Annotated in this window: 24 protein-coding genes and 1 pseudogene; 8 read left to right on the forward strand and 17 right to left on the reverse strand. The window is 71.6% G+C overall.

The window, feature by feature from the left end; genetic code table 11:
• Positions 1-4 precede the first annotated feature (4 nt).
• A complete protein-coding gene (locus tag BLV72_RS43120) occupies positions 5-1,201 on the forward strand; it encodes a cytochrome P450 (RefSeq protein WP_093469302.1) in 1,197 nt (398 codons plus the stop codon).
• Here the strand turns inward: BLV72_RS43120 and BLV72_RS43125 are convergent.
• From BLV72_RS43125 to BLV72_RS43140, 4 genes are all read right to left on the reverse strand, one after another.
• A complete protein-coding gene (locus BLV72_RS43125) occupies positions 1,183-1,875 on the reverse strand; it encodes an alpha-ketoglutarate-dependent dioxygenase AlkB family protein (RefSeq protein WP_093469304.1) in 693 nt (230 codons plus the stop codon). The genes BLV72_RS43120 and BLV72_RS43125 overlap by 19 nt on opposite strands.
• Positions 1,876-1,947: 72 nt before the next feature.
• The gene (locus BLV72_RS43130) at positions 1,948-2,676 is read right to left on the reverse strand and encodes a 2OG-Fe(II) oxygenase (RefSeq protein ID WP_093469305.1); all 729 of its coding nucleotides are present in this window, start codon (positions 2,674-2,676) and stop codon (positions 1,948-1,950) included.
• A gap of 91 nt (positions 2,677-2,767) precedes the next feature.
• Entirely contained in the window at positions 2,768-3,274 is a 507-nt protein-coding gene (locus tag BLV72_RS43135) for a methylated-DNA--[protein]-cysteine S-methyltransferase (RefSeq protein ID WP_093469307.1), read from the reverse strand.
• Positions 3,275-3,419: 145 nt separating this feature from the next.
• Complete coding sequence (locus BLV72_RS43140) at positions 3,420-6,101, reverse strand: SpoIIE family protein phosphatase (protein ID WP_093469308.1); 2,682 nt, start codon at positions 6,099-6,101, stop codon at positions 3,420-3,422.
• A 181-nt stretch (positions 6,102-6,282) separates the two neighbouring features.
• Between BLV72_RS43140 and BLV72_RS43145 the strand changes: the two genes are divergently transcribed.
• Positions 6,283-7,206 carry a S1 family peptidase gene (locus BLV72_RS43145; RefSeq protein ID WP_093469310.1) on the forward strand — a complete coding sequence of 308 codons (924 nt, stop codon included), beginning with the start codon at positions 6,283-6,285 and terminating at the stop codon, positions 7,204-7,206.
• 138 nt (positions 7,207-7,344) lie between these two features.
• On the opposite strand, the gene BLV72_RS43150 is transcribed toward BLV72_RS43145, so the two are convergent.
• Positions 7,345-8,397 carry an NAD(P)/FAD-dependent oxidoreductase gene (locus tag BLV72_RS43150; protein WP_208905925.1) on the reverse strand — a complete coding sequence of 351 codons (1,053 nt, stop codon included), beginning with the start codon at positions 8,395-8,397 and terminating at the stop codon, positions 7,345-7,347.
• Between the two features lie 50 nt (positions 8,398-8,447).
• Entirely contained in the window at positions 8,448-9,950 is a 1,503-nt protein-coding gene (locus tag BLV72_RS43155) for a PepSY-associated TM helix domain-containing protein (RefSeq protein ID WP_093470868.1), read from the reverse strand.
• A 216-nt stretch (positions 9,951-10,166) separates the two neighbouring features.
• On the opposite strand from BLV72_RS43155, the gene BLV72_RS43160 reads away from it, so the two are divergent.
• Positions 10,167-10,862, forward strand: a complete 696-nt coding sequence (locus tag BLV72_RS43160; protein ID WP_244321293.1) for a hypothetical protein — start codon at positions 10,167-10,169, stop codon at positions 10,860-10,862.
• Positions 10,863-11,047: 185 nt separating this feature from the next.
• Positions 11,048-11,680, forward strand: coding sequence for a sigma-70 family RNA polymerase sigma factor (locus BLV72_RS43165; RefSeq protein WP_371864430.1), 633 nt, complete (start codon positions 11,048-11,050; stop codon positions 11,678-11,680).
• A gap of 116 nt (positions 11,681-11,796) precedes the next feature.
• On the opposite strand, the gene BLV72_RS43170 is transcribed toward BLV72_RS43165, so the two are convergent.
• Positions 11,797-12,546: a permease prefix domain 1-containing protein gene (locus BLV72_RS43170; protein WP_244321294.1), complete on the reverse strand. Its 750-nt coding sequence runs from the start codon at positions 12,544-12,546 to the stop codon at positions 11,797-11,799.
• A 7-nt stretch (positions 12,547-12,553) separates the two neighbouring features.
• Positions 12,554-12,883: pseudogene (locus tag BLV72_RS43175) on the reverse strand (PadR family transcriptional regulator); the annotation flags it as partial.
• Positions 12,884-12,967: 84 nt separating this feature from the next.
• Here BLV72_RS43175 and BLV72_RS43180 point away from each other — a divergent pair.
• Positions 12,968-13,447, forward strand: a complete 480-nt coding sequence (locus tag BLV72_RS43180) for a hypothetical protein (RefSeq protein WP_093469313.1) — start codon at positions 12,968-12,970, stop codon at positions 13,445-13,447.
• A 100-nt stretch (positions 13,448-13,547) separates the two neighbouring features.
• Here the strand turns inward: BLV72_RS43180 and BLV72_RS43185 are convergent, their stop codons facing one another.
• The 3 genes from BLV72_RS43185 to BLV72_RS43195 all read right to left on the reverse strand — a co-directional run bounded on the left by BLV72_RS43185 (position 13,548) and on the right by BLV72_RS43195 (position 16,633).
• Positions 13,548-14,231, reverse strand: coding sequence for an HAD-IA family hydrolase (locus BLV72_RS43185; protein ID WP_208905926.1), 684 nt, complete (start codon positions 14,229-14,231; stop codon positions 13,548-13,550).
• A gap of 114 nt (positions 14,232-14,345) precedes the next feature.
• Positions 14,346-15,470: a Gfo/Idh/MocA family protein gene (locus BLV72_RS43190; RefSeq protein ID WP_093469314.1), complete on the reverse strand. Its 1,125-nt coding sequence runs from the start codon at positions 15,468-15,470 to the stop codon at positions 14,346-14,348.
• A complete protein-coding gene (locus tag BLV72_RS43195; protein WP_093469315.1) occupies positions 15,467-16,633 on the reverse strand; it encodes a DegT/DnrJ/EryC1/StrS family aminotransferase in 1,167 nt (388 codons plus the stop codon). The genes BLV72_RS43190 and BLV72_RS43195 overlap by 4 nt, the downstream gene beginning before the upstream one ends.
• A gap of 211 nt (positions 16,634-16,844) precedes the next feature.
• Here BLV72_RS43195 and BLV72_RS43200 point away from each other — a divergent pair, with 211 nt between their 5' ends.
• Both BLV72_RS43200 and BLV72_RS43205 read left to right on the forward strand, forming a co-directional pair.
• Entirely contained in the window at positions 16,845-17,294 is a 450-nt protein-coding gene (locus BLV72_RS43200) for a type II 3-dehydroquinate dehydratase (RefSeq protein WP_014058381.1), read from the forward strand.
• Positions 17,295-17,380: 86 nt separating this feature from the next.
• Positions 17,381-18,280 (forward strand): ROK family protein, encoded by a 900-nt coding sequence (locus BLV72_RS43205; RefSeq protein WP_280143067.1) that lies wholly within the window; start codon positions 17,381-17,383, stop codon positions 18,278-18,280.
• 15 nt (positions 18,281-18,295) lie between these two features.
• Here BLV72_RS43205 and BLV72_RS43210 read toward each other — a convergent pair whose 3' ends face one another.
• Positions 18,296-19,345: a 3-dehydroquinate synthase family protein gene (locus BLV72_RS43210; RefSeq protein WP_093469317.1), complete on the reverse strand. Its 1,050-nt coding sequence runs from the start codon at positions 19,343-19,345 to the stop codon at positions 18,296-18,298.
• A gap of 111 nt (positions 19,346-19,456) precedes the next feature.
• Here BLV72_RS43210 and BLV72_RS43215 point away from each other — a divergent pair, with 111 nt between their 5' ends.
• Positions 19,457-20,281, forward strand: coding sequence for a MerR family transcriptional regulator (locus BLV72_RS43215; protein ID WP_093469318.1), 825 nt, complete (start codon positions 19,457-19,459; stop codon positions 20,279-20,281).
• Positions 20,282-20,364: 83 nt separating this feature from the next.
• Here the strand turns inward: BLV72_RS43215 and BLV72_RS43220 are convergent, their stop codons facing one another.
• The 5 genes from BLV72_RS43220 to BLV72_RS50780 are packed head-to-tail and all read right to left on the reverse strand — an operon-like array spanning position 20,365 to position 24,237.
• Positions 20,365-21,195 carry a hypothetical protein gene (locus BLV72_RS43220; protein WP_093469319.1) on the reverse strand — a complete coding sequence of 277 codons (831 nt, stop codon included), beginning with the start codon at positions 21,193-21,195 and terminating at the stop codon, positions 20,365-20,367.
• Positions 21,189-21,812, reverse strand: a complete 624-nt coding sequence (locus BLV72_RS43225; RefSeq protein WP_143059870.1) for a hypothetical protein — start codon at positions 21,810-21,812, stop codon at positions 21,189-21,191. Before BLV72_RS43225 ends, BLV72_RS43220 begins: the two co-directional genes overlap by 7 nt.
• Before the next feature lie 4 nt (positions 21,813-21,816).
• A complete protein-coding gene (locus tag BLV72_RS43230) occupies positions 21,817-23,343 on the reverse strand; it encodes a hypothetical protein (RefSeq protein WP_093469321.1) in 1,527 nt (508 codons plus the stop codon).
• Positions 23,318-24,100 (reverse strand): hypothetical protein, encoded by a 783-nt coding sequence (locus BLV72_RS43235; protein ID WP_093469323.1) that lies wholly within the window; start codon positions 24,098-24,100, stop codon positions 23,318-23,320. Before BLV72_RS43235 ends, BLV72_RS43230 begins: the two co-directional genes overlap by 26 nt.
• Positions 24,097-24,237: a hypothetical protein gene (locus BLV72_RS50780; RefSeq protein ID WP_244321296.1), complete on the reverse strand. Its 141-nt coding sequence runs from the start codon at positions 24,235-24,237 to the stop codon at positions 24,097-24,099. Before BLV72_RS50780 ends, BLV72_RS43235 begins: the two co-directional genes overlap by 4 nt.
• Positions 24,238-24,606 lie beyond the last annotated feature (369 nt).

The following is a 24,606-nucleotide window of genomic DNA, read 5'->3' on the forward strand; positions in this document are numbered from 1 at the left end:
CGCCATGGCTGACATCTCCGAAGAAGAACTTCGCATCCTCGACCCGAAGACCGTCGCGGACGAACTGCGCAAGCACGGCCCGCCGCGGCAGATCACGATGAACGGCACGACGGCGTGGCTCGTCTCGCGATACGACGAGGTCAGGGACTGTCTCGGACACCCCGGCATGAGCCCGGCCGCCGCCTACGCCGCCTCCCAGGGCCAGACCACTCCGGTGAGCGGGCTGTTCGAGGACACGCTGCCCGGCACCAATCCGCCCCAGCACACCCGGCTGCGCAGGCTGCTGGCCAAGGCGTTCACGACCCGCAGGGTGGAGAGCCTGCGGCCGCGGGTGCAGGAGATCACCGACACCCTGCTGGACCGGATCGCCGTCGACGGCCAGGCCGACCTCGTCACCGCGCTGGCCATCCCGTTGCCTATGCAGGTGATCTGCGAACTCCTCGGCGTGCCCATCGCCGACCGCACCGAATTCCACCAGTGGGCCGATCTGATGCTCACGCCCCCGCTGGACCCGGACACCGCCGCACGCTCCCAGGACGCCGCCACCAAGCTGTGGACGTACATGGAGGAGCTCGCCGAAGTCAGGCGGAAGGCCCCCGAGGACGACCTGATCAGCGATCTGATGTCCGCACACGAGGACGACCGGCTCAGCCACCGCGAAGTGGTCGCCACCGCACGGATGATGCTGATCGCCGGATACGAGCTGACCGGCAGCTTCATCAGCAACGCGGTCTTCTCCCTGCTGTCCCAGCCGGACCAACTGGAGCTGTTGCGCAAGGACCCCGCACTGGCCGGGCGCGGCCTGGAGGAGCTGCTCCGGCACGCCGGGCCGGGCATCCTCGTCGTGCGCTTCGCCAACGAGGACGTGGAGATCGGCCCCGCGCAGATCCGCGCCGGCGACCAGGTGCTTTTGGACATGGATGCCGCGCACTCCGACCCGGCACACTTCACCGACGGCGAGCGGCTGGACCTGACGAGGGACTCCGGTATGCATCTCCAGTTCGGCCACGGCATCCACTACTGCATCGGTGCGCCACTGGCCAGGGTGGAGGGGCAGATCGCCCTGGAGAGCCTGGTCCGGCGGTTCCCCGGTCTTCGGCTGGGCGTTCCCGCCTCCGAGATCAGCCACAGCAAGAACCCGTTCATCCGCTCGCTGACCGCGCTCCCCGTCGAGTTCGAGGCTCAGCGGCCGGCGGGGTGATCGCTGGACGACACCGGATCGGCCAGGCCGGTGACCCGCATGGTGATGTTCAGCCGTCCGGACCTCAGTCCGGTGGCCGGGTCGCCGGTTCCGGGCAGGATCTTGGGGACGGCATGGTAGGCGTAGCGGGAGGGGCCTCCGAAGACGAACAGATCCCCGGAGCCGAGTTCGAGGTCGGTGTACGGCTTGGTACGGGTCTCGGTGTTGCCGAAGCGGAAGACGCAGCTGTCGCCGATGGTGAGCGAGACCACCGGGGCGGATGACCTCTCGTCCTTGTCCTGGTGCATGCCGAGTTTTGCCTGGGCATCGTAGAAGTTGATGAGTGCGGTGTCGGGGGTGTAGCCCTCACCGGCCGTCTCGTCGTCGTATGCGTCGGCCAGGGCACGACGGCCCAACTCGACCATCCAGTCCGGGAATTCGGCGACCCGGGCGCCGTTCACATCGTCGGCGGTGCGGGTGTACGCATAGGGCTGCCAGTGCCAGCCGATGCACACCGTCCGCACCGACATGACGCCCCCGCGCGGCAGCTTGGTGTGCCGGATCGGGACCGGGCCGGTGGCCCAGCCCCGGCAGGCGATGACCAGCTCCCGCTGCTGTTCGAGGGTGAGCCAGCCCGGCACATGGACGGCGCCGGGGGCCACCTCGAGGCGTGGGCGGGGGATCAGGGCGTTCATACGGGGTTCTCCGCGGGCGGGTTGGTGGTGTCGGGCCGCGATACCTGTGGCGGAGGTGTTCCGGCCGCGGCGTCAGGCCGCGTCGTGGAAGACCAGGCCCAGTGCGTGGCGGCGCCCGGAACGCACCGTGCTGACCCCGTGCCGCATCACACCGGCCGACCAGCCGCGTTTGGTGGCCACGGGGCGGTCACGGGTGGTGAAGATCAGCCCGTGGCCCTGCTGGAGTACGGCCGTGGTGCCCCGGGACTGGGCCCGGGGCCGCTGCTCGACCAGCAGGAACTCCCCGCCCGTGTAGTCCGTGCCGTAGGCGTCCAGCCCGATCACCACCTGAAGCGGAAAGAGCATGTCGCCGAACACGTCCCGGTGCAGGGCGTTCCAGTCGCCGGGGCCGTAGCGCAGCAGGATCTGCGCGGAGCGGTCCTGTCCGGCCTCGTGGCACATGGCCAGCCACTTCTCCAGGCTGTCCGGCCAGGGCGCCGGGCGGCCGAGCCGCTGCGCCCAGTCACGGGCGATGGTCAGCAGCCGCGGGTAGAGCGCGGCGCGCAGCTCGGCGACCGGTTCGGGCAGGTCATGGGTGAAATAGCGGTACTGTCCGGAGCCGAAGCGGTGGCGGGCCATGTCGATCGTGCTCCTGAACCGCTCCTCCCGCTCATAGAGCCCGGCGATACGGGCGCACTGGGCGGGGGTCAGCAGCCGTGGAGTGAGCGCGCACCCGTGGGTGTCCAGCTCTTCGGCCAGCTGTGTCCAGTCGGCCGCGACCACGCGCTGGTGGAGACGTGCGGTGTCGGTCGTGGTGCTCATCGGTGTTTCTCCGGGATCGTGCTCATCGGTGTTCTCCGGGATCCGGGAAGGGCACGGTGCGGGCCTCGACCGGTGGGTGCGAGGCCCGTGCTCAGAGGGTCTGGAGGGCGCCTTCGTGGACGAGGAGTCGCTGCTTGCGCTCCAGCCCGCCCGCATAGCCGGTCAGTGCGCCGGTGGCGCCGATGACACGGTGGCAGGGCCGTACGACCAGCAGCGGATTGCGGCCGATCGCGGTGCCGACGGAGCGAACCGCCGTGCGCGGGGCGCCGATCTGCCGGGCGATGTCGCCGTAGCTGACCGTTGTGCCGTACGGAATGGTCTCCAGCGCCTGCCACACCCTGCGCTGGAAGTCCGTACCGCCCTCGACGCACTGGATGTCGAACCGGACGCGCTTGCCGTCGAAGTACGCGCGCAGCTGGGAGATGATCTCGGTGAATGCCTCGGCATCCTCGCTCCAGCCGTCCTGGACGGCGGCCCCGCCCTTCTGGCCGGGCACGGACAGGGAAACCAGCGCGGTGCCCCCGGGCGCGGTGGCGGACCTCTCGCCCACCAGCAGCAGTTCGCCGAGCGGGCTGTCGATCGTCGTGTGGACCGTCATGGCTGTGGTCCCTCTCTTCTTCTTCTCGCTGTTCCGTCGTGCGCTGCTCCCAGCATGCGGCTTTCGGAAGCGGAAAGCTGGCGGGATTCGGACATGGTGTTTCCGGCGCCGAATACCGGGGCGCGAGGCACACGACTCCCCGGCGTCAGCGGCCGTCCAGGGCCGTCTCCGCCCAGATGACCTTGCCATACGAGGAGTAGCGAGTGCCCCAGCGCTGGGCGAACTGGGCGACGAGGAACAGTCCGCGCCCGCCCTCGTCGGTGGTCGCGGCCCGCCGCAGATGGGGCGAGGTGCTGCTGCCGTCGGAGACCTCGCAGATCAGGTCGCGGCCGCGCAGCAGCCGTATGCGCACGGGAGGTGTGCCGTACCGCAGGGCATTGGTGATCAGTTCACTGATGACCAGCCCGGTCGTGTACACGGCGTCCTCCAGGCCCCACGCCCGTAGTGTCCGGGCGCAGGTGGCGCGGATCGGCGCGACCGCCGCCGCGTCGAACGGAACATCCCACTCGGCCACGTTCTCGGGGTCGATCAGACGGGTGCGGGCCACCAGCAGTGCGACATCATCGCTCGGACGAGCCGGAAGGACGGTGTCGAACAGGCTGCGGCAGGTCTCGTCCGGGCCGAGGTCCGGCTCGGCCTCGAGGGCGCGGCGCAGCAGGTCCAAGCCGGTGCCCGCGGTTCGGCCGGGGCCTTGGAGAAGACCATTGGTGTACATCACCAGGCGGCTCGCGGCGGGCAGTGAGAGGCCGACCGTCTCGAAGGGCTCTCCGCCCTGGCCCAGAGGCGGGGAGGCGGGCATCGCGGGGATGTCCACGGTGCCGTCCGGGCGGGTCAGGACGATGCCCGGATCGCCGGCCCGGGCCATGGTGCACCTGCCCGACACCGAGTCGTGGATCGCGTACAGGCACCCGGCGCCGGTGATCCGGCCGCCGTGCGAGTCGGGGTCATGCTCCAGGTCGAGACGGGTGACCAGTTCGTCCAGATGGGAGATGAGCTCGTCCGGGGCCACGTCCAGGGCCGAGAAGTTCTGCACCGCGGTGCGCAGCCGGCCCATCGTGGCCGCGGCGTGCACACCCTGCCCGGGCACCTTCCCGGCGACCAGTGCGACCCGGGCGCCGGGAAGGGGGATCACATCGAACCAGCTTCCGCCCACCGTCCCCCGCGCGGGCAGATAGCGGGATGCCACCTCCACGGCGTCCTGATCGGGCAGCCCGCTGGGAAGGAGGGTGCGCTGCAGGGCGGCGACCATGGCGTGTTCGTGGGCGTAGCGACGGGCGTTGTCGACACACACGGCGGTGCGCACGGCCAGCTCCCCGGCGATCGCCAGATCCGCTTCGTCGAATGGCTCGCCGCGCCGTGTCCGCCAGAAGGTGGCCAGGCCGAGGGTGACGCCGCGGAACCGCAACGGGACGGTGATCAGCGAGTGGACCCCGCGGTCGAGGAGGTGCCGGGCCTCGGCACCGTATCCGGCCGGCCACTCGGCGGTGTCGGTCGGATCGGCCTGGAGGACGGCGGCTCCGGCCTTCACGGCCCGGCTCTGCGGTGTGGCCGGTGCGTAGACGACCCGCTCGCCCACGCGGAAGACGGGGGCTTCGGGCGGAACCCCGCCCACGGCGGTCCGGTGCGGTGCCAGTGGCTCGTACGGGGGCTCGGGCTCCTCACCGCGCAGCACGGCCTCCAGCAGCTCGACGGTGACGATGTCGGCGAACCGGGGGACGGCCACGTCCACCAGTTGCTCGGCGGTGCCCGTCAGCTCCAGCGAGGAGCTGATCCGCACCCCGGCGTCGGACAGCAGCTTCAGCCGCTCGCGGGCCTCCTCGGCCCGGCCGGACAGCACCCGCAGCGCGGTGGTGTCCCTCAGCGTCACCACGCTTCCGGCGGGATCGCCCGCACGGTCCGTGGACCGCATATTGACCGCCAGTAGCCGGTCCCCGCAGGGGTGCACCTCGTCCGTGACGCGCCGTCCCGACGCCAGCAGCTCGGTCAGGTGCGGTTCCAGGCCGAGCTCGCCGATGTGCCGCCCCTCCGCGTCCGGAGCCAGTCGCAGCAGCTCCCGGGCCTCGTCATTGACCAGCAGCAGCCGCCCGTCCTCCGCCAGGACCAGCACCCCTTCGCGGACCGAGTGCAGCACCGCGTCATGGTGTTCGTACATCCGCCGCATTTCCACGGTGCCCAGGCCACGGGTCTGCCGCCGCACCCGCCCGCTCATCAGCGCCGTCCCGCCCGTGGCCAGGGCCAGCGCCCCGGCGCCGCTGCCGAGCAGCAGCGGCAGCCGGCGGTCCACCGCGCTGTTCACGTTCTCCACCTTGACCCCGACCGACACGCCGCCGATGAAGGCCCCGTCGGCCCTGGTGACGGGTACCGCCGAGACGACGGACGGACCCTGGCTGGCCCGGAAGGTCTCCGTGATCGTCTTTCCGCTCAGCTCGTCGCGCACCAGCCCGGCCGGTCCGACGATCCGCTTGCCGATCAAGGGCGTCTCGGGGTGGGTGAGGCGGATGCCATGAGTGTTGAACACCACGACGCTGTCGACGCCGGACCCCTTCCGCGCCGCCTCGGCATGGGACTCCAGCTGCGGCGTCGGTTTGTCGTCGCTGATGGCCCGCGCCATTCCGGGGGAGTGCGCCAGGGTCTCGGCCACCGCGAGGGAGCGTCGGCGAGCGTCGAGTGTGCTGTGTCCATGGGCATCCGCCGCGACGGCCACCACCGCGGCGGCCACCAGAACCAGGGTCAGCAGAAGCTGCAGGACGAACGCCTGCCCGGCGACGCTCCGCAGCCGCGACCAGGGTCCCGGCCGGCTCCGGGTCGCACGAGCATATCTGCTCATAACGGCATTTATAACATTCTCCTCGTCGTAGGCGAGAAGAAGAGCGCGGCATCGTCTTGATCGATCAATGTGCTGATCAAGGGCGGTTTTCGACGACCCGCGAAGGTGGGTTACGCGTCCGCCCGGACGCGGGCACAATGAGGCGGCTGGACCAACTGACGGCCTTTTCAAGGAGGTTCGGGTGAGAACAGCACGCCGTACCAGGAGACGTGGTCGGCTGATCGCCGCGATGTCCGGTCTGTTCGCCACGGCAGCCCTCGCGACAGTCGGCACGAGTGCGGCCGCTTCCTCCGCGTCCACCGCCCCGTCCACGCCCCCATCCCCGTCCACGTCCGTGTCGACGACCGTCTCCGCTGCCGCCTCGGCCGTGGAATCCCTGGACGTCCCGGGCACCGCCTGGACCGTGGACGAGCGCACCGGAACGCTGCGTGTTCTCGTCGGCTCCACGGCCCGGGGAGCCGACCTGGCCAGGCTCGACCGCACCGCCGAGCGCTTCCGCGGCGCCGTCACCGTCGAGCGGCTCGACGGTCCGCTGCGGACCCTTCTCTCGGGCGGCGACGGGATCTACTCCTCCATGAGGACCCGCTGCTCCGCGGGGGTCAATGTGCAGAGCGGCGCCGCGTATTACTTCATCACGGCCGGCCACTGCACCGACGGCAACCCCACGTGGTACGCCGACTCCGGTGCGGCCACCCAGGTCGGCCCGACGGCCGGCACCAGCTTCCCGGGCAATGACTACGGCGTCGTCCGGTACACCAACACGGCCGTTCCGCACCCCGGGACCGTGGGAACGGTCGATGTCACCGGGACCGCCACCGCCCACGTCGGCCAGCAGGTCTGCCGCCGGGGGGCCACGACCGGTGTCCGCTGCGGTCAGGTCACCGCGCTCAACGCGACCGTCAACTACGGCGGCGGTGACATCGTCTCCGGCCTGATCCAGACCAACATCTGCGCCGAGCCGGGCGACAGCGGTGGTCCGCTCTACGCGGGTGACAAGATCATCGGGATTCTCTCGGGCGGCTCCGGGGACTGCTCCTCCGGCGGCACCACCTTCTACCAGCCGATCCAGGAAGTGCTGAGCGCCTACGGCCTCACCGTCTACTGACACGCCTCTACCGGCCGCCGCCGACCGGGCACCGTCTACCGCCCGCGGCGGCCCTGTGGCGCGTCGCCGGGCCGGGACCGCCCACCAAAGGGTCCCGGCCCGGCGACGGAGGCAGCCGGCGGTCGATGAAAGCCGCCGTCACAGGCCGTGGCGGCGATCACCCAACACCGCTTCGCAGACCCGCGATTCCATCTCCGGAGAGAACGGCACCGCGCCGCGCGCCCGGGCGGCGATGGCCTGGCGGGTCTCCTCGGCGATCAGATCCGCGTTGATCTGGGCCGCCGCGGCCGCGCCCGCCGCCGCGGCGCCACCGACCTGGGCGGCCAGATCGGTGACATTGCCCGCGGCCCACACCCCAGGCACCTCGGTGCGGCCGGTCGCGTCGGCCGGGACGTGCTCACCGGCACCACCCGGATGTTCCACCGCCCGCAGCCCGAGCGCCGACAGGAGGCCGGTGCGCGCCACCATCCGCGACGCGACGGCCAGTGCCTCGCGCTTGACCACGCTGCCGTCGGTCAGCCGCACGCCGACGAGGCGGTCATCGACGATCTCCAGGGACGCCACCTCGCCGTCCACCACGCGGATGCCGCGGGCGGCCAACTGCTCCGCCTCCTCGCCGGCCGGCGACGGCAGAGTGTGGGAGAAGAAGGTGACATCGTCGCTCCACTGACGGAACAGCAGCGCCTGGTGCACCGACAGCGGCCCGCTCCCCAGGACACCGATGGCCTGGTCGCGGATCTCCCAGCCGTGGCAGTACGGACAGTGCACCACATCCCGGCCCCACCGGGACCGCAGTCCCGGGACGTCCGGCAACTCGTCGACCAGCCCGGTGGCCAGCAACAACCGGCGCGCACGGACGCTCCGGCCGTCGGTCAGGGCCACCTGGAACCCGGCCTCCTCCCGGGCGACGGTGCCGACCTCGCCGGACACCACCTGACCGCCATAACCGCGGACCTCGGCCCGGCCCCGCTCCACCAGCTCGGCCGGCCCGATCCCTTCCCGGGCCAGCAGTCCGTGCACTCCCGAGGCCGGGGCGTTGCGCGGGGCGCCCGCGTCGATCACCACCACCGACCGCCGCGCCCGAGTCAGCATCAGCGCCCCGCTCAGCCCCGCGGCGCCACCGCCGATCACCACCACGTCATAGGTGTTCTTCAGCTCATCGGTCACTTCGACCACCTCCACGGCCACCATGCGAGCCCACCCGCCATGCGCGCAAAGTTCGTTGCCGAGACAGCAAAACGTCAGGCGGCAGCGGCGGCGCCGCGTCGGCGGGCGATCTCGCCCACGGCGATGTCGACGGCCAGGAAGGCGGCCAGCGGAATGCCGAGGAGGGGCAGGTAATAGCCGATCACGGCGGTGGTCGCGGCCAGGGGGAAGAGGACGTACAGCGGTACCCGCCGCCACGCGCCGCGGGGGATCGGGCGGCCGAACGCGGAGGCGCGGCCGCGCTGCCACCACATGCGATAGCCCCAGACGATCAGCAGGACCAGCGCGAGCGCGAGAGCGGCCAGGGCGATCTGGTTGACGAGGCCGAAGAGGTTTCCGGTGTGGAGGTCGATGCCCCAGCGGCTGAGCTTGGCGAGCACCGGGTAGTCGGCGAACCGCTGGATGTCGGTCACCTCGCCCGTGGCCGGGTCGATGGCCACCGAGTCCTGCTTCTCGGGCCAGCTGCGCTGGATCTGGCTGACGACATACGCACTGCCCGGCTCGGCGGGCGGGGTGATCTCGACGGGGTTGTCCAGGTCCTTGGCCCGGGCGGCCTTCAATACGGTGTCCAGGCCCACGTCGGAGGGGTGCCCGGCAGCCTCGCCCGTATCGCCCATGTCCATGCCCGGCATGGAACCGGAGCCCATATGGTGTCCGGCGTGTTCGCCGCCGCTGCCGACAGCGGCCGAGACGGTCGGGGTGGTCTGGCCGAGGGCGGTGCGCAGGTCCTCCACGTTGGCCCCCGCGTAGGTGGACCAGGTCAGGCCGGTGGCGGACAGGAACAGCAGCCCCAGCGCCACCCACAGCCCGACCGCGCCATGGAAGGACATGGTGCGCTTGCGGCCGGTGGCGGCGTGGTCGGGCAGCGCGAGCGACCGCAGTGTGCGCTTCTTACGGCGACGGCTGAGCCAGAGCACCACACCGCCGAGGGCGATGACCCACAGCCAGCTGGCGGCGAGTTCGCTGTAGAGGCGGCCGGTCTGCCCGAGGTGCAGATCGCGGTGGAACTCATCGATCCAGGTGCGCAGCGGGAGGGCGCCGGTGGAGCCGTACTGCTCCAGCGCCCCGCGCACCTTCCCGGTGTACGGGTCGACGAACACGGCCAATGTGTGGTCGGGATCGACGCCCTTGACGCCGGAGAGCAGCACCCGGGTGGTGGCGCCGTCCCAGGGAGAGGGCCGTACGGCGCTGATCTCACCCTCGGAATGGGCCTTGCGCGCGGCTGCCACCTGCTGGGAGATCGGCAGTTCACGGTCGCCGACCGGGACACGCAGCTCATGGGCGTAGACCAGCTTCTCGGCCTGGAACGATCCGGCGTACAGCAGTCCGGTCGCGGCCGCGACCAGCAGGAACGGCGCGACCAGCACCCCCGCGTAGAAGTGCAGCCGCAGCACCAGCGGCCGCAGGCCCACCCATACGGACCCGCCGGACCCGGAGCCGGAGCCGCCGGACTCGGCCTCGGTGGGGGAGTGTGGCTCCCTGCCGGCGGCATCATCCGGGGAATCGCCCGTGGCCGGGGCGAGCGGTTCAGCGGACATGGACGACTCCTGGTTCGGGGCAACGGCGGGGGCGGACGCATAGGAGGCCGCGCCGGTGGAGTTGTCGGCCGCACACACAGTCGAGTTCCGGGCCTCGTATGTGATCTGGATCACATGGGGTCATTCGCGGGCGGCCCCCACGCAACGCTTGTCATCGGCGTGATGAAGATTGAGCCGTCGTCACGCACACCGGCGACGGCTGGCACCATGGCTGCCATGTCCGCCGGGCCACCCTTCCGTCTCGCACGAGCCGCCGTGTTCGCGGCGGTGTGCGTCGTGGTGACCGCGCTCGGGCACACGCTGATGTCCGGCGACACCCTGCCGGTGTGGGCCGTGGCCGCCGCGTTCGCCGGGACGACGGCCGCCGCGTGGTGGGTCGCCGGGCGCGAGCGCGGAGCGCTGGTCGTGACCGGGGCGACGGTGGTCGCCCAACTCGGTCTGCACATGGCGTTCCGGTTCGCGGAGCTGACCGCCGCTCCCGCCGCGGGCAGCGCCATGGGCGACGGGATGCCCGGTGTGCGCGCCATGGGCGCCGCCCCGATGAGCGGCGCCGCCATGGGCCATATGCACCATGGCGCGGACGCGATGTCCTCCGCCGCACCGTCGCTGGGTCATTTGCCATGGCCCTGGGCGGGTCCGGGCGGGGCGGGCATGACCACGGCCCACCTGCTCGCCGCCCTGATCTGCGGACTGTGGTTGTGGCGCGGCGAGCGGGCCGCCTTCCGGCTCGGCCGCGCGCTCGCGGCCCTGCTGTTCGTCCCCCTCGTCCTCGCCCTGCGCATCCTGGGCGCGGGCGCCACTCCGCTGCCCGCATGGCCGTCCGCACCGGCCTTCGCCCGCCGGCCGCGCGGCGTCCTGCTACGGCACGTCATTCTCCGCAGAGGGCCACCGGGGCGGTTCGCCATCCGCTGAACCGCCCGTCCTTCCCGTTGCCCCTGACCTGGGGTGAGTGCCGGTTGACGGGCGGAGTACCGGCGCCTGCCCGGCGTCGGCCCCATCCGTCGGCACCGCCGGCCCCTCGCCGTTCCGCCGCGCGCTCGCGCGGCCGGTGGCGCATGCCGGTGTGCCGTTCACCGCCATCCGAAGGACGTGTGACGATGCCTTCCGCCACGCTGCCCGCCGCACCGATGAGAGCCGTGCACGGCTTCACCACCGCGGCGAACGACCGCCAGGTCACCGCATGGGCGCTGGCCGCCCGTGACGGCGACCGCGACGCGGTCGACCACTTCATCCGCGCCACCTACCGCGATGTACGCCGCTTCGTACTCCATCTCACCGCCGACCCCCACGGCTGTGAGGACCTCGCCCAGGAGACGTATCTGCGGGCGCTGACCGGACTCTCGCGCTTCGCCGGTCGCTCATCGGCCCGGACGTGGCTGCTGTCGATCGCCCGCCGGGTGGTCGTCGACCGCTACCGAACGGCCGCCGCCCGCCCTCGCACCCTGGACGCGGACGACTGGCAGGAGGTGGCCGAACGGGCGCAGCCCGTCGGGCTCCCCGGGTTCGACGAGGGGGTGGCGCTGATGGACCTGCTCGCGGCGCTGGCCCCGGCGCGCCGCGAGATGTTCCTCCTCACCACGGTGCTCGGTCTGCCGTACGCGGACGCCGCCACCGCCACCGGCTGCCCCATCGGCACCGTGCGCTCCCGTGTGGCCCGCGCCCGTGAGGACATCACCGCACTGCTGGCCGCGGCCGAGAAGGCCGCGGAACCCGTGCGGTTGGCGGGCTGAGCCCAACGACGATGCGGGACGCGGCGGGTGGCGAGCCATCGGCCGCCGCCCGCTGCGTCCCGTACATCACCACTGTCCCCCGCCCGGCCGGTGGCGGGCGGGGGAGCGGGCCTTGATCAGCGGCCGGTCACGCCGCCGGGAGAGGGCGGGGAGGCGAATGCCATCCGGGCGCACCGGCGGCAGGCGCGGGCCGAAGGGGCCACCACGGCGTGTGACACGGCGGCGAAGGCCCCGGCGAGCGCGAGCAGCGGCCAGTCCGTGGCCAGGAGGGAAGCGACGGCGAGGGTGAGCGTGGCGATCCCCATGGCCACTCCCGCCGTGGTGCCGACCCATGCGATCGCCAGGGGCAGCCGGTGCGGCGTGGGCAACCGAGGGGCCAGGGTGCCGGTGACGGCCAGTGCCAGCGCGGCGAGCAGCGCGATGGCGCCGACGACCGCGGCCAACTGCGTGGCGAGCAACTGGGCGGCACGTGGCACCAGCCCGTCCTGGCCGTGTGCGGTGCTCGAGGTCAGATACCGGCAAGCGGTCAGGAAGGGGGCGGTGAGGGCTACGGCCCACGCGGTGTGCCGCGCTTGTGCGATGGTCAGTTCCCGCTGGCAGACGGGCGCGAGTTCCTTCGGCGTCCCGAACTCCCGTACCGCGTCGTCCGCGGCCCGGTCGGGTGCGCTTCCGCCTCGGGCGTGCGTCGCCACCGTCTCCGTCAGACCGTCGCGTATCTCCTCGATCATCCGCTCCTTGGCCCGCGCCGGACCGTGCAGGAGGGCCGTCAGATCGGCGATGTACTCCTCGACGGGATCGGCCTCGGCAGGATGGGCGCTGACGGTGTGCGCCTTGACGGGATCGGCCTGTCGGCCGTGGGCGCTCATGTGGCGGACCGGGGCTCGGCCCCGGGGTCAGAACGGAACCGATAGCCGTGGTGAACTCCCGCCATGCGGTGCGCTCCTCGGCCAGGCTTCTCCGCCCCGCGTCGGTGAGCTGGTAGCAACGCCGTCGTCGCTCGCCGACCGACTCCCAGCTACTGGTCAGCAAGCCGATCCGCTCCAGCTTGTTGAGCGCCGGATAGATGGTGCCCGTGCGCAGGTCGAGCACGCCTCCGCTGCGCTGCTGGACCGCGGTGATGATCGCGTACCCGTGCAGTGGCCCCTGCTCGAGAACGGCCATCAGCAGCCCGTCCAGATGTCCTCGGACTCTGTCTGCCCTCATAGGTAGGCAGCCTACCTATAGAAGGTGTAGACGTGCTATGTATTGGCAGCCAACATATAGGTCCATCGGCCCGGAAGGCTTGCCATGACCAAGCTGCTGCTGTCCATACATGTCCTCGCGGCGATCCTGGCGGTCGGGCCGATCGCGGTGGCCGCCTCGCTGTTCCCGCGCTATGCGCGCCAGGCCGCCGCACCGCGCCCCGAAGCCCCTGACGACCAACGGGCCGCCGGAGTCGCCGCACTCCTGCACCGGATCTGCCGTGGCTATGCCCTCGTGGGTATCGTCGTGCCGCTCTTTGGCCTGGCCACCGGCGCTCAACTCGGCGTTCTCACCGATGTCTGGCTCATCGCGTCGATCGTCCTGACCACGGTCGCCGCGGTCGTCCTCGCGCTGATCATCCTCCCGGCCCAGCGAGGTCTGCTCACCGCACCCCAGGACACGGCCGCCAAGGGGGATTCCGCGGTCGCGGCTCGGCTGGCCATGCTCACCGGAGTCTTCAACCTCCTCTGGGCGATCGTCGTCGTGCTGATGATCGTCCGGCCCGGCTCGACCACCGGAGCGTGACGTTCGCCGTCGCCCGATGCGCACCAGCCGGTCCGGGTCCGGTGCGGACCCGGGCGGAGGTACCTGGGCGGCGGGCGTAATGCGCGGAGCTAGGGAGCCGTCACCTCGGGCAGAGCGCCAGCAGTTCGGCGGGCTTGTGCAGGATCACATCGGGCTCCGCCGCGAGCAGGGTCTTCTCGTCCGTCTCCCCCCACATCGCCGCCACGGCGGTGATCCCGGCGCCCTGCGCGCTGGCCAGGTCGGTCACCGCGTCTCCGACCATCACGGTCCGGTCGGGGTCGGCGTCCATCAGGTCCATCGCCTTCAGCACGATGTCCGGCGCGGGCTTGGGCCGCGCCACCTCGTCCGAGCCGAGGACCACGTGGAACTGCCCACGGATGCCCAACGTGTCGAGCAGCGAACGCGCCCGGGGGCCGCTCTTCCCGGTGGCCACGGCGAGCCGCAGCCCGCGGCGACGTAACTCCGTCAGCAGCTCGGGCACACCGTCGAACACCTCCACCAGGTGGGCGAGCCGGTAGCTCTCGCGGACGAACGGGGTCTCCATCTCCAGCGGAAGACCCATGATGCGCATGATGTCGGGGAAATAGCGGCCCAGATGCCGGTTGTACTCCTCGAAGGGCGGCTCACCCTCGCCGACGACCTCGGCGTAGGCGAGGGTGAACGCCTCACGCATCACCGCGAAGCTGTTGACGAGGACACCGTCGAGGTCGAAGACCACCGAGGTGGCCGGGGCAGCACCCGCGCCGGAGAGCGGCTCGCCGTGACTGATCGGATGGCTGGTCATTGCAGACTCCCGTGGTGCGGGCCGGTTCGGCGGACCGCCGGTCCGGGTCTCGGAGGCGGTCCGGGGAAGGAGATGGCGATGGCGGGCGGGTGAGGCGGCGGGCGGCTGGCGCGGTCACATCGGGGCCGACACCGACTCCCGGACCTCCCCGGGGATCCGGGCCGAGGCGTAGACCCGTTCGATGGCGCCGATGGTCCGGCGGACCTCCTCGATCACCCGACCCCGCCCCGCCGGGTCGCGCAGCAGCGCGGGAACCATGTCGAGCTGCCGGTCGTACTCGGTGCCGATCGGTTCGGTGGGTACGGCCACCGGACGGGTCGTACCGTCGACGGTGCGGGTCAGGGTGGACTTCTCGAGGCGGTTCGGGCTGAATCCGAAGGTGCAGCGCAAGGTCGCGCTGCCCGCGCTGCCGTCGATCGTGACCCGCGTGGTGTCCAGCGCCTCGTGCGAGGCCCAACTCGCGTGCAGCGCAACCGAACGGCCGTCGTCGGTGATGAGGAATCCGCGCGCGGTGTCCTCCACATCGGTGTCGCCCGGGAGCTCCGGGCCGCCGTCGTCGCCCCGCCACGCGGCCCGCGAGGACCGCTGGGTGATGAAGTCGGAGGACACGGTGCCGATGGCCTGCCGGAACGCGGCGGCGCCCAGCAGCGGCACCGCGATGTCGAACAAATGCCAGCCCAGGTCGACCAGCGCCCCGCCGCCCGCGAGCGACCGCTGGGTGAACCAGCCGCCCCGGTCGGGCACACCGCGCGCCCGTACCCAGGCGAGTTCGACATGGCGGATACGGCCCAGCCGGGCGGCGATCCGGTACAGCCCGCGCACATCGGCGCGGTAGCGTGCCGCGCTCCCGGCCAGCAGCACCGCGCCACCGGAGCGCTCCGCCGCGGCCAGCCGCTCGGCCTCCTCGGAGGTCAGGCACACCGGCTTCTCCAGAAACACCGCAATGCCCTTGGCCAGCAGCTCGGTGGCGACCGCGCAGTGCAGATGGTTGGGCACCGCGACCACCGCCAGGTCCACCTCCGCGGGGTCGAGGTCGTGGACCGCCGCCAGCACCGGCAGCCGGTCTGCGCCCTCGGACTCGGCGACGGCGGCGCGGCCGTGCTCGTCGGGATCCACCGCGGCGATCACGGTGAAGGCGGGGTTGCGGCGGAGCCGGGGCAGCCAGATCGAGCGGGCCGCCCACCCCAGCCCCACCACGGCGGTCCGGATCGGCATCCCGCCGGCGGACGGGGCGCTCATGAGCCCGCGAGCACGTCGGCGACGACGGCGGCCACTTCGTGCATCTGCTCCTCGCTGCCCAGCAGCACCCGGTGGTGCAGCCATACGCAGTCGCGGGTGAGCGCCTCGGAGTGCGGGCAGCGGCGGGCGAGCTCGTCCACCGTCAGATCCGGCGCCGCGATCTCCCAGAAGGCGTCCGTACGGTAGACCGCGCGGAAGGCGACGAACGCGGGCACCCCGCGTTCGATGAGCACGTCGACGATCTTCGCGCGGCGCTCCTCGGTGAGGCCCGGCACCCGGAACATCGCCATGTAGTGCGGGTTGCGGTCACCGCGGTCGTCGCGCGACTGCGGCACGACGCCGGGGATCTCGGCGAGCAGTCGGCTCAGCACCGGCCAGCGCTGCTCACGCGTGGTGATCTGGTCCTCCAGGCGGCCGAGTTGGGCGCGCAGCACCGAGGCGGAGAACTCGTTCAGCCGGAAGTTGGAGCCCGAGGTGCGGTGGAAGTAGCCGCGGTCGGTGGGCGGACGTCCGCAGCTGTGCCGGACAAAGCCCTTCTCGTACATCTCGGCGTCGGGGAAGAGCACGGCACCGCCCTCACCGGCCGTCATCAGTTTCCCGTTCTGAAAGCTGAACGCCGCGACCGAGCCCAGCTCACCGACCTTCTTGCCGCGCCACTGCGCTCCGTGGGCGTGGGCCGCGTCCTGGATCAGCGGCACCCCCGAGTCGGCGGACAGCTTGCCCAGCGCGTCCATGTCGCACATCTGACCCGCCATATGCACCGGCATGATCGCGCGGGTCCTCGGGCCGATGGCCGCCTCGACCGCCGATGGATCGATGCAGTAGGTGTCCGGGTCGACGTCCACGGGAACGGCCACCGCGCCCAGCCGCTGCGCGGCCTGCGAGGACGAGATGAAGGTGAACGCGGGAACGATCACCTCCGTGCCGGCGCCGACGCCGAGCACCTCGAGGGCGAGCTCCAGCGCGTGCGTTCCGTTGGTGACCGCGAGGGCGTGCTCGCTGCCATGGGCCGCGGCGAACTCCGCCTCGAAGGCGTCGACCTCACCGCCCCCGATACGCCACCACTGCCCCTGATCCAGGGCCCGGATCAGGCCCTCGCGCTCCTCGTCGCCATACTGCGGCCATGCGGGCAGCTCGGATCCCAGGCGCACATCATTGCTCATGATTTCCCTACTCCCTTAATGCGTTATGGAGGCGGGTCCGCGGCGGACGCATTAGCACGCTAACCGGCCGACGGGGCAAACGTCATTCCCCCTCAGGGCCCCCCTATAGCCCCCTTAAAAACGGAGTTGACCAAGCTCTCGGGCCGAGGCCAAGGGGGTCGTGCTATAAATGCACTTCCGTGATGAGCCGCTGTAATTCAGCCGACCCCACATGGCGAGGTGTGCATTGAGCAGGCTGTTGTTGGTGAACGGACCGAATCTCGGCATACTCGGGAAGCGACAGCCCGAGATCTACGGCACGGATACGCTGCAGGACATCGAGCGCTGGGTCGGAGAAGAGGTCGCGGAGCGCGGCTGGAAAGTGGATTCTTACCAGTTCGATGGCGAAGCGGAGATCATCCGCACCATTCAGGGGAACTACGACACGGTCGGCGCCATCATCAATCCGGCCGCGCTCATGATGGCCGGCTGGGGACTTCGGGACGCACTGGCCAACTATCCGCGGCCCTGGATTGAAGTGCATCTGTCGAATGTCTGGGCCCGTGAGCAGTTCCGCCATGAGTCGGTGACGGGCCCGCTGGCCGCGGGCGTCATCTTCGGGCTCGGCGCCCTGGGGTACCGGCTCGCCGCACGCGCCCTGCTCGAGAAGGTGCCGGACTGAGCGGCCACTTTGCCGTCACTCCACCCCGCCGCCACCCCACACCGCCAAGGCCGACGAGCCGGGAGGCGACCATCAGCCATCTGGGAATCGACGTCGGCGGCACCAAAGTGGCGCTGCGCCTGGAACACGACGATCTGAGCATCAGCGAATCCTCCTTCCGCTGGGCCGAGCCGGACGGTACGGACGCCAGGACGTCCGGCGACCCCGCCCGCGACCTGGATCTGCTGGCGCATCACGTCACGGAGTTATGCGCCGGCGCCCCCGAGCGGCTCACCGGCGTCGGCGTCGCGATGCCCGCCACCCTCGACGCCACCGGCACGGTCACCGCCTGGCCCGGCCGCCCCGGCTGGGCCGGAGTGGACCTGGGCGGCGCGCTGTCCGCGCTCTTCGGCGACGCCGAGGTGCGCTGTGCCGACGACGGCGATCTGGCCGCCCTCGCCGAAGCACACGAGGCCGGCTGCCCCGATCTGCTCTACCTCGGCGTCGGCACCGGGATCGGCGGTGGCATCGTGCTGAACGGAAAACCCGTCCCCGGCGTGGGCCGCGGCTCCTGTGAAGTCGGCCACCTGGTCGTGGACCGCGACGGACCGCTGTGCGACTGCGGTCGGCGCGGCTGTGTCCAGGCGGCGGCCTCGGGCCCGGCGACCCTGCGCCGGGCGACGCGGCGGCGGGGCGAGGAGGTGACCTTCGCCGCGCTGCGCCAGGGCGTGGCCGACGGGAAGCCATGGGCCGTGGCGTCGCTGCGGGAGAGCGGCGCAGCCCTGGCCGCGGCGGTGACCGGCGTATGCGAACTGGTCCATCCCTCGCTCGTGTTGATCGGTGGAGGGTTCGCCGCCGCGATGCCGGAGCTTGTGGCGATGGTGGCCGAGCGAACGGCCGCGCTTGGGCGCCCGGGGCATCCGCCGCCACCGGTCCGGCCCGCGAAACTGGGCGGGCTGTCCTCACTGCACGGCGCCGTTCTGCTGGCCAGGAGGCTGCCGGACTGATCCGCCTGTGGGGTTCTACGGGCGGTGGTACGAGTCGGCCCGGTCCATCCCGGCCAGCGCCGTGGCGACCGTCTCCTCAGCGAGGCCCGAGACCAGTTCAGGACCGCCGGGACCGTCCAGGACGAAGGTGAGCCCGTCCGTCGCCTTCTTGTCCAGCCGCATCACCTCGATCAGACGACCCGGATCGGCGTCGGCGGGCAGTGCGAACGGCAGCCCGTACCCCCGCACCACCTCCAGATGCTCCGCCGCCCGCGCCTCGTCGATCCGGCCCAGGGCCAGCGCCAGACGCCCGGCGAAAACCGTGCCGATCGCCACCCCCTCACCATGCCGCAGCCGGAAATCGGTCACGATTTCCAGCGCATGGCCCAAGGTGTGGCCGTAATTGAGCACATGACGCAGCCCGGAATCCCGCTCATCCGCGGAGACCACCGACGCCTTCAGGGCCACGCTCGCCGCGATCTGCTCCGGCAGTGGCAGCCCGCGCAGATCACCGGCGCCGATGAAGTGGCAGCGGGCGATCTCCCCATATCCATTGAGCAATTCCGCCGCGGGCAGGGTCTCCAGATAGTCGGTGTCGCACAACACGGCGGACGGCTGCCAGAAAGCACCCACCAGATTCTTCCCCTCGGGGAGGTTCACCGCCGTCTTCCCGCCCACGCTGGCGTCCACCTGCGCCAGCAGCGAGGTCGGCAGATGCACCACGGCCACACCCCGGTGGTACAGCGCAGCCGCGAGACCCACGACATCGGTGGTGGTCCCGCCACCGCAGGAGACGACCACATCCGACCGGGTCAGCCCGAAACGGACGAACTCCCGGCACAGCTCCTCCACCGTGGCCAGCGATTTGTCCGCCTCCCCGTCCCGGGCCCGCAGCACCACCGAGGGCACGCCCGGGTCGGGCAGCCAGCCGTCCGGCCGGGCGGAGACCATCGCCACCCGCTGAGCACCGAGCCCCGCGATGACCCCGGACAGCGCATGCCGGACACCCGGCCCGATGTCGACGGGATAGGAACGGTCGCCGAGTTCCACCATGACCCGGGTATGCGGATGAGCCGACGCCGTCATGCGCTGTCCGTCCCTCCATGGGCGATGACCGGTCATTCTCCATCGTCGAATGTAGTGCCTGAATCGGGGGTTGACCCTCACACCGTGTGAGGCGCTGGACTCGGAGACATCATGTTCACCATCGGAGACTTCGCCCGGCACGGCCGCGTATCGGTCCGGATGCTGCGCCACTACGACGCCACCGGACTGCTGCGCCCGGCCCATGTCGACCCCGCCACCGGCTACCGCTACTACTCGGCCGCCCAACTCAGCCGCCTCAACCGGGTCATCGCGCTCAAAGAGCTCGGCTTCACCCTCCAGCAGGTGCGGGACATCGTGGACGAGAAGGTCGGCACCGAGGAGCTGCGCGGCATGCTGCGGTTGCGGCGGGCCGAGCTGGAAGCCACCGTGGCCGCCGTGGCGGCACGGCTGGTGCAGGTCGAGGCGAGGCTCCGGTCGATCGAAAGCGAAGGACATATGCCCACGAACGACGTCGTCATCAAGGAGACCCCGGCCGTGCGGGTGGCGGAGCTCACCGCGACCGCGGGCGGCTTCGACCCCCGGGACATCGGCCCGGTCATCTCACCCCTCTACGACGAGCTGTTCCGGCGCCTCGACGCGGCGGGCATCACCCCGACGGGCCCCGGTGTCGCGTATTACGAGGACGCCCCGGAGGGCGGCGGCGCCATCACCGTCCACGCCGCCGTCCAGGTCACCGCCCCGCTCCGGGACGGTGAGGACCTCCGCATTCTCGATCTGCCGTCCGTCGACCGGGCCGCGACCATCGTCCACCGCGGCCCGATGGATGCCGTGGTGCCCACGGCCCAGGCCCTGGCCCATTGGATCGACGGCAACGGCTACCGGTCGTCCGGCTACCCCCGCGAGGTCAACCTGGAGTGCCCGGAGAACCGCGAGGAGTGGGTCACGGAACTCCAGACACCGGTGGTCGAGGTCTGACGGCCGGGCCGTAGCGGGACGGCGGGGCCCCTCGCGCGGCAGGCGGCCACCCGGGAGGTGGCCGCCTCGGCAGTACGAGATGCTCAGGGAGCCTGCGCGCGGTTTCCTCTACGGGAGCGGCCGGGCCCGGGCGGTTCGGCGCGCGGGGTCACCCCCAGCTGTCCGAGCCGTTCGAAGTCGGCCGTGTCGATCTTCTCCAGGATTTCCAACTGCCGTGCCAGTGCGTCGGATTGGCCATCGACATCGTCATGCCGTCGGAGCGAGGTCGCCGTGGTGATGTGGAACCGGGCCAGCGCCACCTTCAGACTGCGGCTCTCCAGGATCATCCGGTAGATGGTCTCCTCCGCCAGGGCGTCCTGCACGGATCTGACCGGCCGGGTGAAGAACAGCGTGACGATCTGCCCCACACCGAGTGCGCCGAGCACGGCGGGACTCTGCCACCCGATACGGCCCGGGAGGAAGACCCCGACGAGCGACAGCACAAGCGCGGTGAGCAGCAGACACGTACCCAGCCCCAGCAGGAACTTGCTGGCGAAACCGACCGTGTGCTGCGCCCGCCGGAGGCGCTCGGAGGTCTGAATGCGGTAGTCCCGCAGCCTGGCGTCCTCGTACGACAGGATGCCCTGCTTGTCCTGGATATACGAGGAGTAGCCCGCGAACTCCGCGTCCCCGCCGCGGGAGAGCCGCCGGTCGTCGTCCGGCCGGGAGCCCAGGAAGCGGGCCAGCTCCGCGAGACCGGCCATCACCTCGGTGCGCAGCACCCGCTGGCAGAAGTCCAGGGCCGTCAGATGGCGCTCCAGGGTTCTGCTGGCGGTGAGCGCGTCGGAGACCACGAGCTGCCGGACGTCGTAGCGGGAGCGGATACCGGTCAGCAGGAGCTGAACCTTGATGTCGGTGAGGACACCTATCACCACGACATGGGTCGTCTCCTGCCGTCCGTCCCCAGCAGACCGTCCAGCAGCGTCGTCAGCGGCGCCGGTTCGCCGAGGTCGGGCCGTCCGCCGGAGCTGTGCTGGAAGTCGAAGAGGGTGTTGGACCGCACATGGTGGACGCGGAGTCGCCCGCCCCAGCCGTCCGCCGGGGCGCACCGGTCCGGGGCCAGCAGATCTGTGAGCCCGTCGACGTATGCCGCTCCCCAGGTGCCGGCCTCGCAGTGTGCCCCGTACTGCCTGCGCTCCAGGTCGTACGCCTCTCCCGGGACATGCCAGTCACGGATGTTGATCAGATGCAGGACCCCGTCCCCGTGTCCGCGCGTCCGGGAGCCGACGGTGGCGTCCAGGAAGCGGGCCAGCGGCGAACGGTGCAGCTCCGCATCGGACAGGACCCTGCGGTGGCCCTCCGTGCGGAGGGCCGCACCGCTCTCGCTGTCCAGCAGCAGCTTGGAGACCGCGCTGTCCGGCAGGGACAACTGGCAGTCCAGGTTGAGGAAGAAGTCGTTCTGCAGACACTGCGTGATGAGTATGTACTGCGCCGGTGTCGTCGGATCCATCGCCATCCCCGTGGGTCTCCAGCTGCCTTCGGTGTGCCGCATGCGCTCAGTGCGGCAGCAGCGGCCACTGCCGGGACAGCCGCATGGCGGCCTCGGTCACCGCCGGATCGCCGGACTGCATGGCCACCCCGTCGAGATAGGCGTGAGCCGCGGCTTCGTACAGGTCGTCGACCGCGTACAGCCGCGCCTCATGGGCCGCGCGACGGGCGCCTCCGCGGGCGCCCATGGTGGCCTCGGCCTCCTTGGCGCGCTCGGAGCCGGCCAGATCCGTCTCGATCTCCTGCTCCAGCTCCCGCAGCCGCTCGGCCGTGGTCCGGTACGCCGCGAGATACGGGTGCTCCTCGCCCAGTCCGATCAGGAAGGCGATACCGCCGGAGAGCAGCAGCAGCGCGACGAACATCCAGGACACGCTCTGCGGGTCCAGATGCAGCGACTCGATGAGGCTCGGCGGGTTGCGCACGCTGTCTCCGACGTCCGCGGCCACATCGGGCGGCAGATCCAGCGGAGGCTCCTCCCGGAACGCCACTTTGGCCCGCAGGTCGCCCAACGCCCAGGCGCCGTACGCCCACACGCCCAGCAGGGCGAGGGCGGGCAGGGCCGACAGCCGGACCGCGCCGGTGGCCGAGCGCCGCCGCAGTATCCAGCCCGCGATATGCGGGGCGAGGATCATCGCCACCGCCACGGCCACCATGAGGCTGTAGGAGAGCAGATCGGCGAAGCGCCCGACACCGTGCAGATTCTCGAACACCGAGTAGTAGACGGGCAGTTCCACCACGATCAGCGCGGCCAGCACCCCGAGCTTCATCCAGCGCGGCATACCGGGGCGCGCCGCGGCGCCCTCCCACGCCGCTCTGGTGGACAGCGCCCGGTCGGCCGCGCCCGCCTCCGCCATCGGATCCTGATCGGACACCGCCTGCCAGCCGGTGTGGCCGCCGGCGGTCTGCGGCTCGTCCTCGCGCCGCGTCGCGCCCGGCCGTCCCGGGTCGGCGCCGTCGTTCCAGCCGGCGGGCATACGGGCGCGCAGCCACCGGCGCTCGAAACCGCCCCGCACCGTGTCGCGGAAGGTCTGCCACCGGTCGGCCCGCCGCGCCAGCCGGTCCAACTGGGCGGTGGTGACCATCTGCTGCTGCTCCAGGACGGCCCGCCGGCGGCCCGCCCGCTCCAGCCGCTCACCGGCGGCGGTGGCGGCCGCCCTGACCCGGCTCGCCTCCAGGGCGCCGTCCTCCTCGGCCCGTGCCTGCTCCTCGGCGAGCCGGTGCCTGACCCGGTCGCGCAGGCTGGCCAGCTCGGCGAAGTAGGGCACCCGGTCAGGGGTGGACAGGACCCAGGGGTCGAAGACCTTCCCGGTGGCCGCCGACGCGCCGTGCTTGCGCGCCCGGTCCAGGAGCCAGGCGCTGTCCCCGACCCGGATGAGATCCGATGCGACGGGGTCGGGCTGGGGCAGCGCGCCGTCGGGGAACCGCCGTGCGGCCGCCCGCCCTCCCCGGCGCCCGCGGTCGGCGTCGGCCCTGCGGCGGCGCAGCCTCAGCCGACGCGGCGCCTGGTCGTCACCGGCGATAGGTGGTGTCGACATGTGCCTTCACCCTCCCCTCCAGAAGCTCCGTCCAGAAGGCGTTGAACCGCTCGTAGTGGGAGGTGTCGGTGTGGTACTTCATGCCGTAGCCCACCGGGTAGATGTCGGCCCCGGACAGCTTCGGCGTGCCGTGCGACGTGAGGAAGCCGTCGATGACGGTCCGGCGGCTCGCGGCGGTGGACAGGTCCTGCCGCCCCAGCCGGAAGTCGGTGTCGCCCTGGTCGAAGTCGCTCACCACGAGGACGTCGAACGAGGCGTCGTCGCCGGACGGCTTGGACAGCGCGATGCGCGACAGCCCCCCGAGCACATCGGAGCCGGGCTCCTCCTTCTGGGCGCAGCGCAGCAGCTTCAGGGCGTTGGAGAGGGCGACCGCGCGCATGGCGGTGCGCGCCCGCTCGCGGTCGGCGGTCTTCGAGGTGTCCGGGTCCAGGTCGAGCGGGCTGACCTGGCACTTGGACGCCTCGGAAACCTTGGTGATGGGGGCGAAGGACGTCTTGCGGCACTTGTTGTCCGACAGGAACTTCTGCAGGGTCGCCTTGAGCTTGGCCTCCGCGTCGAAGCCGGTCCGGGAGGCGGCGGCCGAGCCCGAGCCGTCGACCACGACGCCGCAGGCCCGGGAGTAGCGTGACGGTTCGTCGGAGCCGCAGGCCGTGATGGCGGACGCCAGGGCGAGCACCAGCGCGGCGGACAGCGCGCGCCGCCGGTTCGGGCGCCACCGGGCGCCCGGGTGCTCCGGAGCGGGACTGTGGACGGTCATCGCGCGGTCCTCCCGTCGACGCGGTCGGTGTTCTGCCGTTCGAGTATCTGCAGCGCCCGGGAGGTGGCCGTCCGGGCGCTGTCGTCGTCGGCCAGCAGCCAGACGTCGGGCTGCAGCCAGGACCGGTCCAGCTCCACCCGGCCCGGCAGCCAGTCCCCGGGCGGGCGCCGGGGAGGCGGGAGAGCTGGGGGTGGGTCTCGCGCACCGCGTCCCAGTAGCAGGCGAGTCGCTGATTGGCCTGGTCGACGACGGCCTGGGCATGCGACCGGCAGCGGTCCACGCTGGTGCGCCACTGGCCCACCCAGTGGCCGTACCGCGCAAGCGCGGCGGGCCGGGGGTCCTCGCGGACGTCGTACTGGGTGACGACGCGCACCGACTCGGCGCGCACCCGGCTGAGCAGGGCGTGCTCCCGTCCGATGAGGGCGGAGCGCATCTGCTCGGTGGCCCGGCGGACGCCGGTCCGCACCTCCATCACATACGGGGTGATGAGCAGTTCGGGAGCCGGT

Source organism: Streptomyces melanosporofaciens (assembly GCF_900105695.1).
Taxonomy (GTDB): Bacteria; Actinomycetota; Actinomycetes; order Streptomycetales; family Streptomycetaceae; genus Streptomyces; species Streptomyces antimycoticus.

Coding starts and splice junctions, on each gene's coding strand:
- BLV72_RS43225 (WP_143059870.1), bottom strand. CDS start 21,812: ATGCGGCACACCGAAGGCAGCTGGAGACCCACGGGGATGGCGATGGAT.
- BLV72_RS43140 (WP_093469308.1), bottom strand. CDS start 6,101: ATGAGCAGATATGCTCGTGCGACCCGGAGCCGGCCGGGACCCTGGTCG.
- BLV72_RS43155 (WP_093470868.1), bottom strand. CDS start 9,950: ATGTCCGCTGAACCGCTCGCCCCGGCCACGGGCGATTCCCCGGATGAT.
- BLV72_RS43160 (WP_244321293.1), top strand. CDS start 10,167: ATGTCCGCCGGGCCACCCTTCCGTCTCGCACGAGCCGCCGTGTTCGCG.
- BLV72_RS43210 (WP_093469317.1), bottom strand. CDS start 19,345: ATGACGGCGTCGGCTCATCCGCATACCCGGGTCATGGTGGAACTCGGC.
- BLV72_RS43215 (WP_093469318.1), top strand. CDS start 19,457: ATGTTCACCATCGGAGACTTCGCCCGGCACGGCCGCGTATCGGTCCGG.
- BLV72_RS43190 (WP_093469314.1), bottom strand. CDS start 15,470: ATGAGCGCCCCGTCCGCCGGCGGGATGCCGATCCGGACCGCCGTGGTG.
- BLV72_RS43200 (WP_014058381.1), top strand. CDS start 16,845: ATGGCGAGGTGTGCATTGAGCAGGCTGTTGTTGGTGAACGGACCGAAT.
- BLV72_RS43150 (WP_208905925.1), bottom strand. CDS start 8,397: ATGGTGGCCGTGGAGGTGGTCGAAGTGACCGATGAGCTGAAGAACACC.
- BLV72_RS43135 (WP_093469307.1), bottom strand. CDS start 3,274: ATGACGGTCCACACGACGATCGACAGCCCGCTCGGCGAACTGCTGCTG.
- BLV72_RS43170 (WP_244321294.1), bottom strand. CDS start 12,546: ATGAGCGCCCACGGCCGACAGGCCGATCCCGTCAAGGCGCACACCGTC.
- BLV72_RS43125 (WP_093469304.1), bottom strand. CDS start 1,875: ATGAACGCCCTGATCCCCCGCCCACGCCTCGAGGTGGCCCCCGGCGCC.
- BLV72_RS43180 (WP_093469313.1), top strand. CDS start 12,968: ATGACCAAGCTGCTGCTGTCCATACATGTCCTCGCGGCGATCCTGGCG.
- BLV72_RS43195 (WP_093469315.1), bottom strand. CDS start 16,633: ATGAGCAATGATGTGCGCCTGGGATCCGAGCTGCCCGCATGGCCGCAG.
- BLV72_RS43235 (WP_093469323.1), bottom strand. CDS start 24,100: ATGACCGTCCACAGTCCCGCTCCGGAGCACCCGGGCGCCCGGTGGCGC.
- BLV72_RS43130 (WP_093469305.1), bottom strand. CDS start 2,676: ATGAGCACCACGACCGACACCGCACGTCTCCACCAGCGCGTGGTCGCG.
- BLV72_RS43165 (WP_371864430.1), top strand. CDS start 11,048: ATGCCTTCCGCCACGCTGCCCGCCGCACCGATGAGAGCCGTGCACGGC.
- BLV72_RS43230 (WP_093469321.1), bottom strand. CDS start 23,343: ATGTCGACACCACCTATCGCCGGTGACGACCAGGCGCCGCGTCGGCTG.
- BLV72_RS43185 (WP_208905926.1), bottom strand. CDS start 14,231: ATGACCAGCCATCCGATCAGTCACGGCGAGCCGCTCTCCGGCGCGGGT.
- BLV72_RS43120 (WP_093469302.1), top strand. CDS start 5: ATGGCTGACATCTCCGAAGAAGAACTTCGCATCCTCGACCCGAAGACC.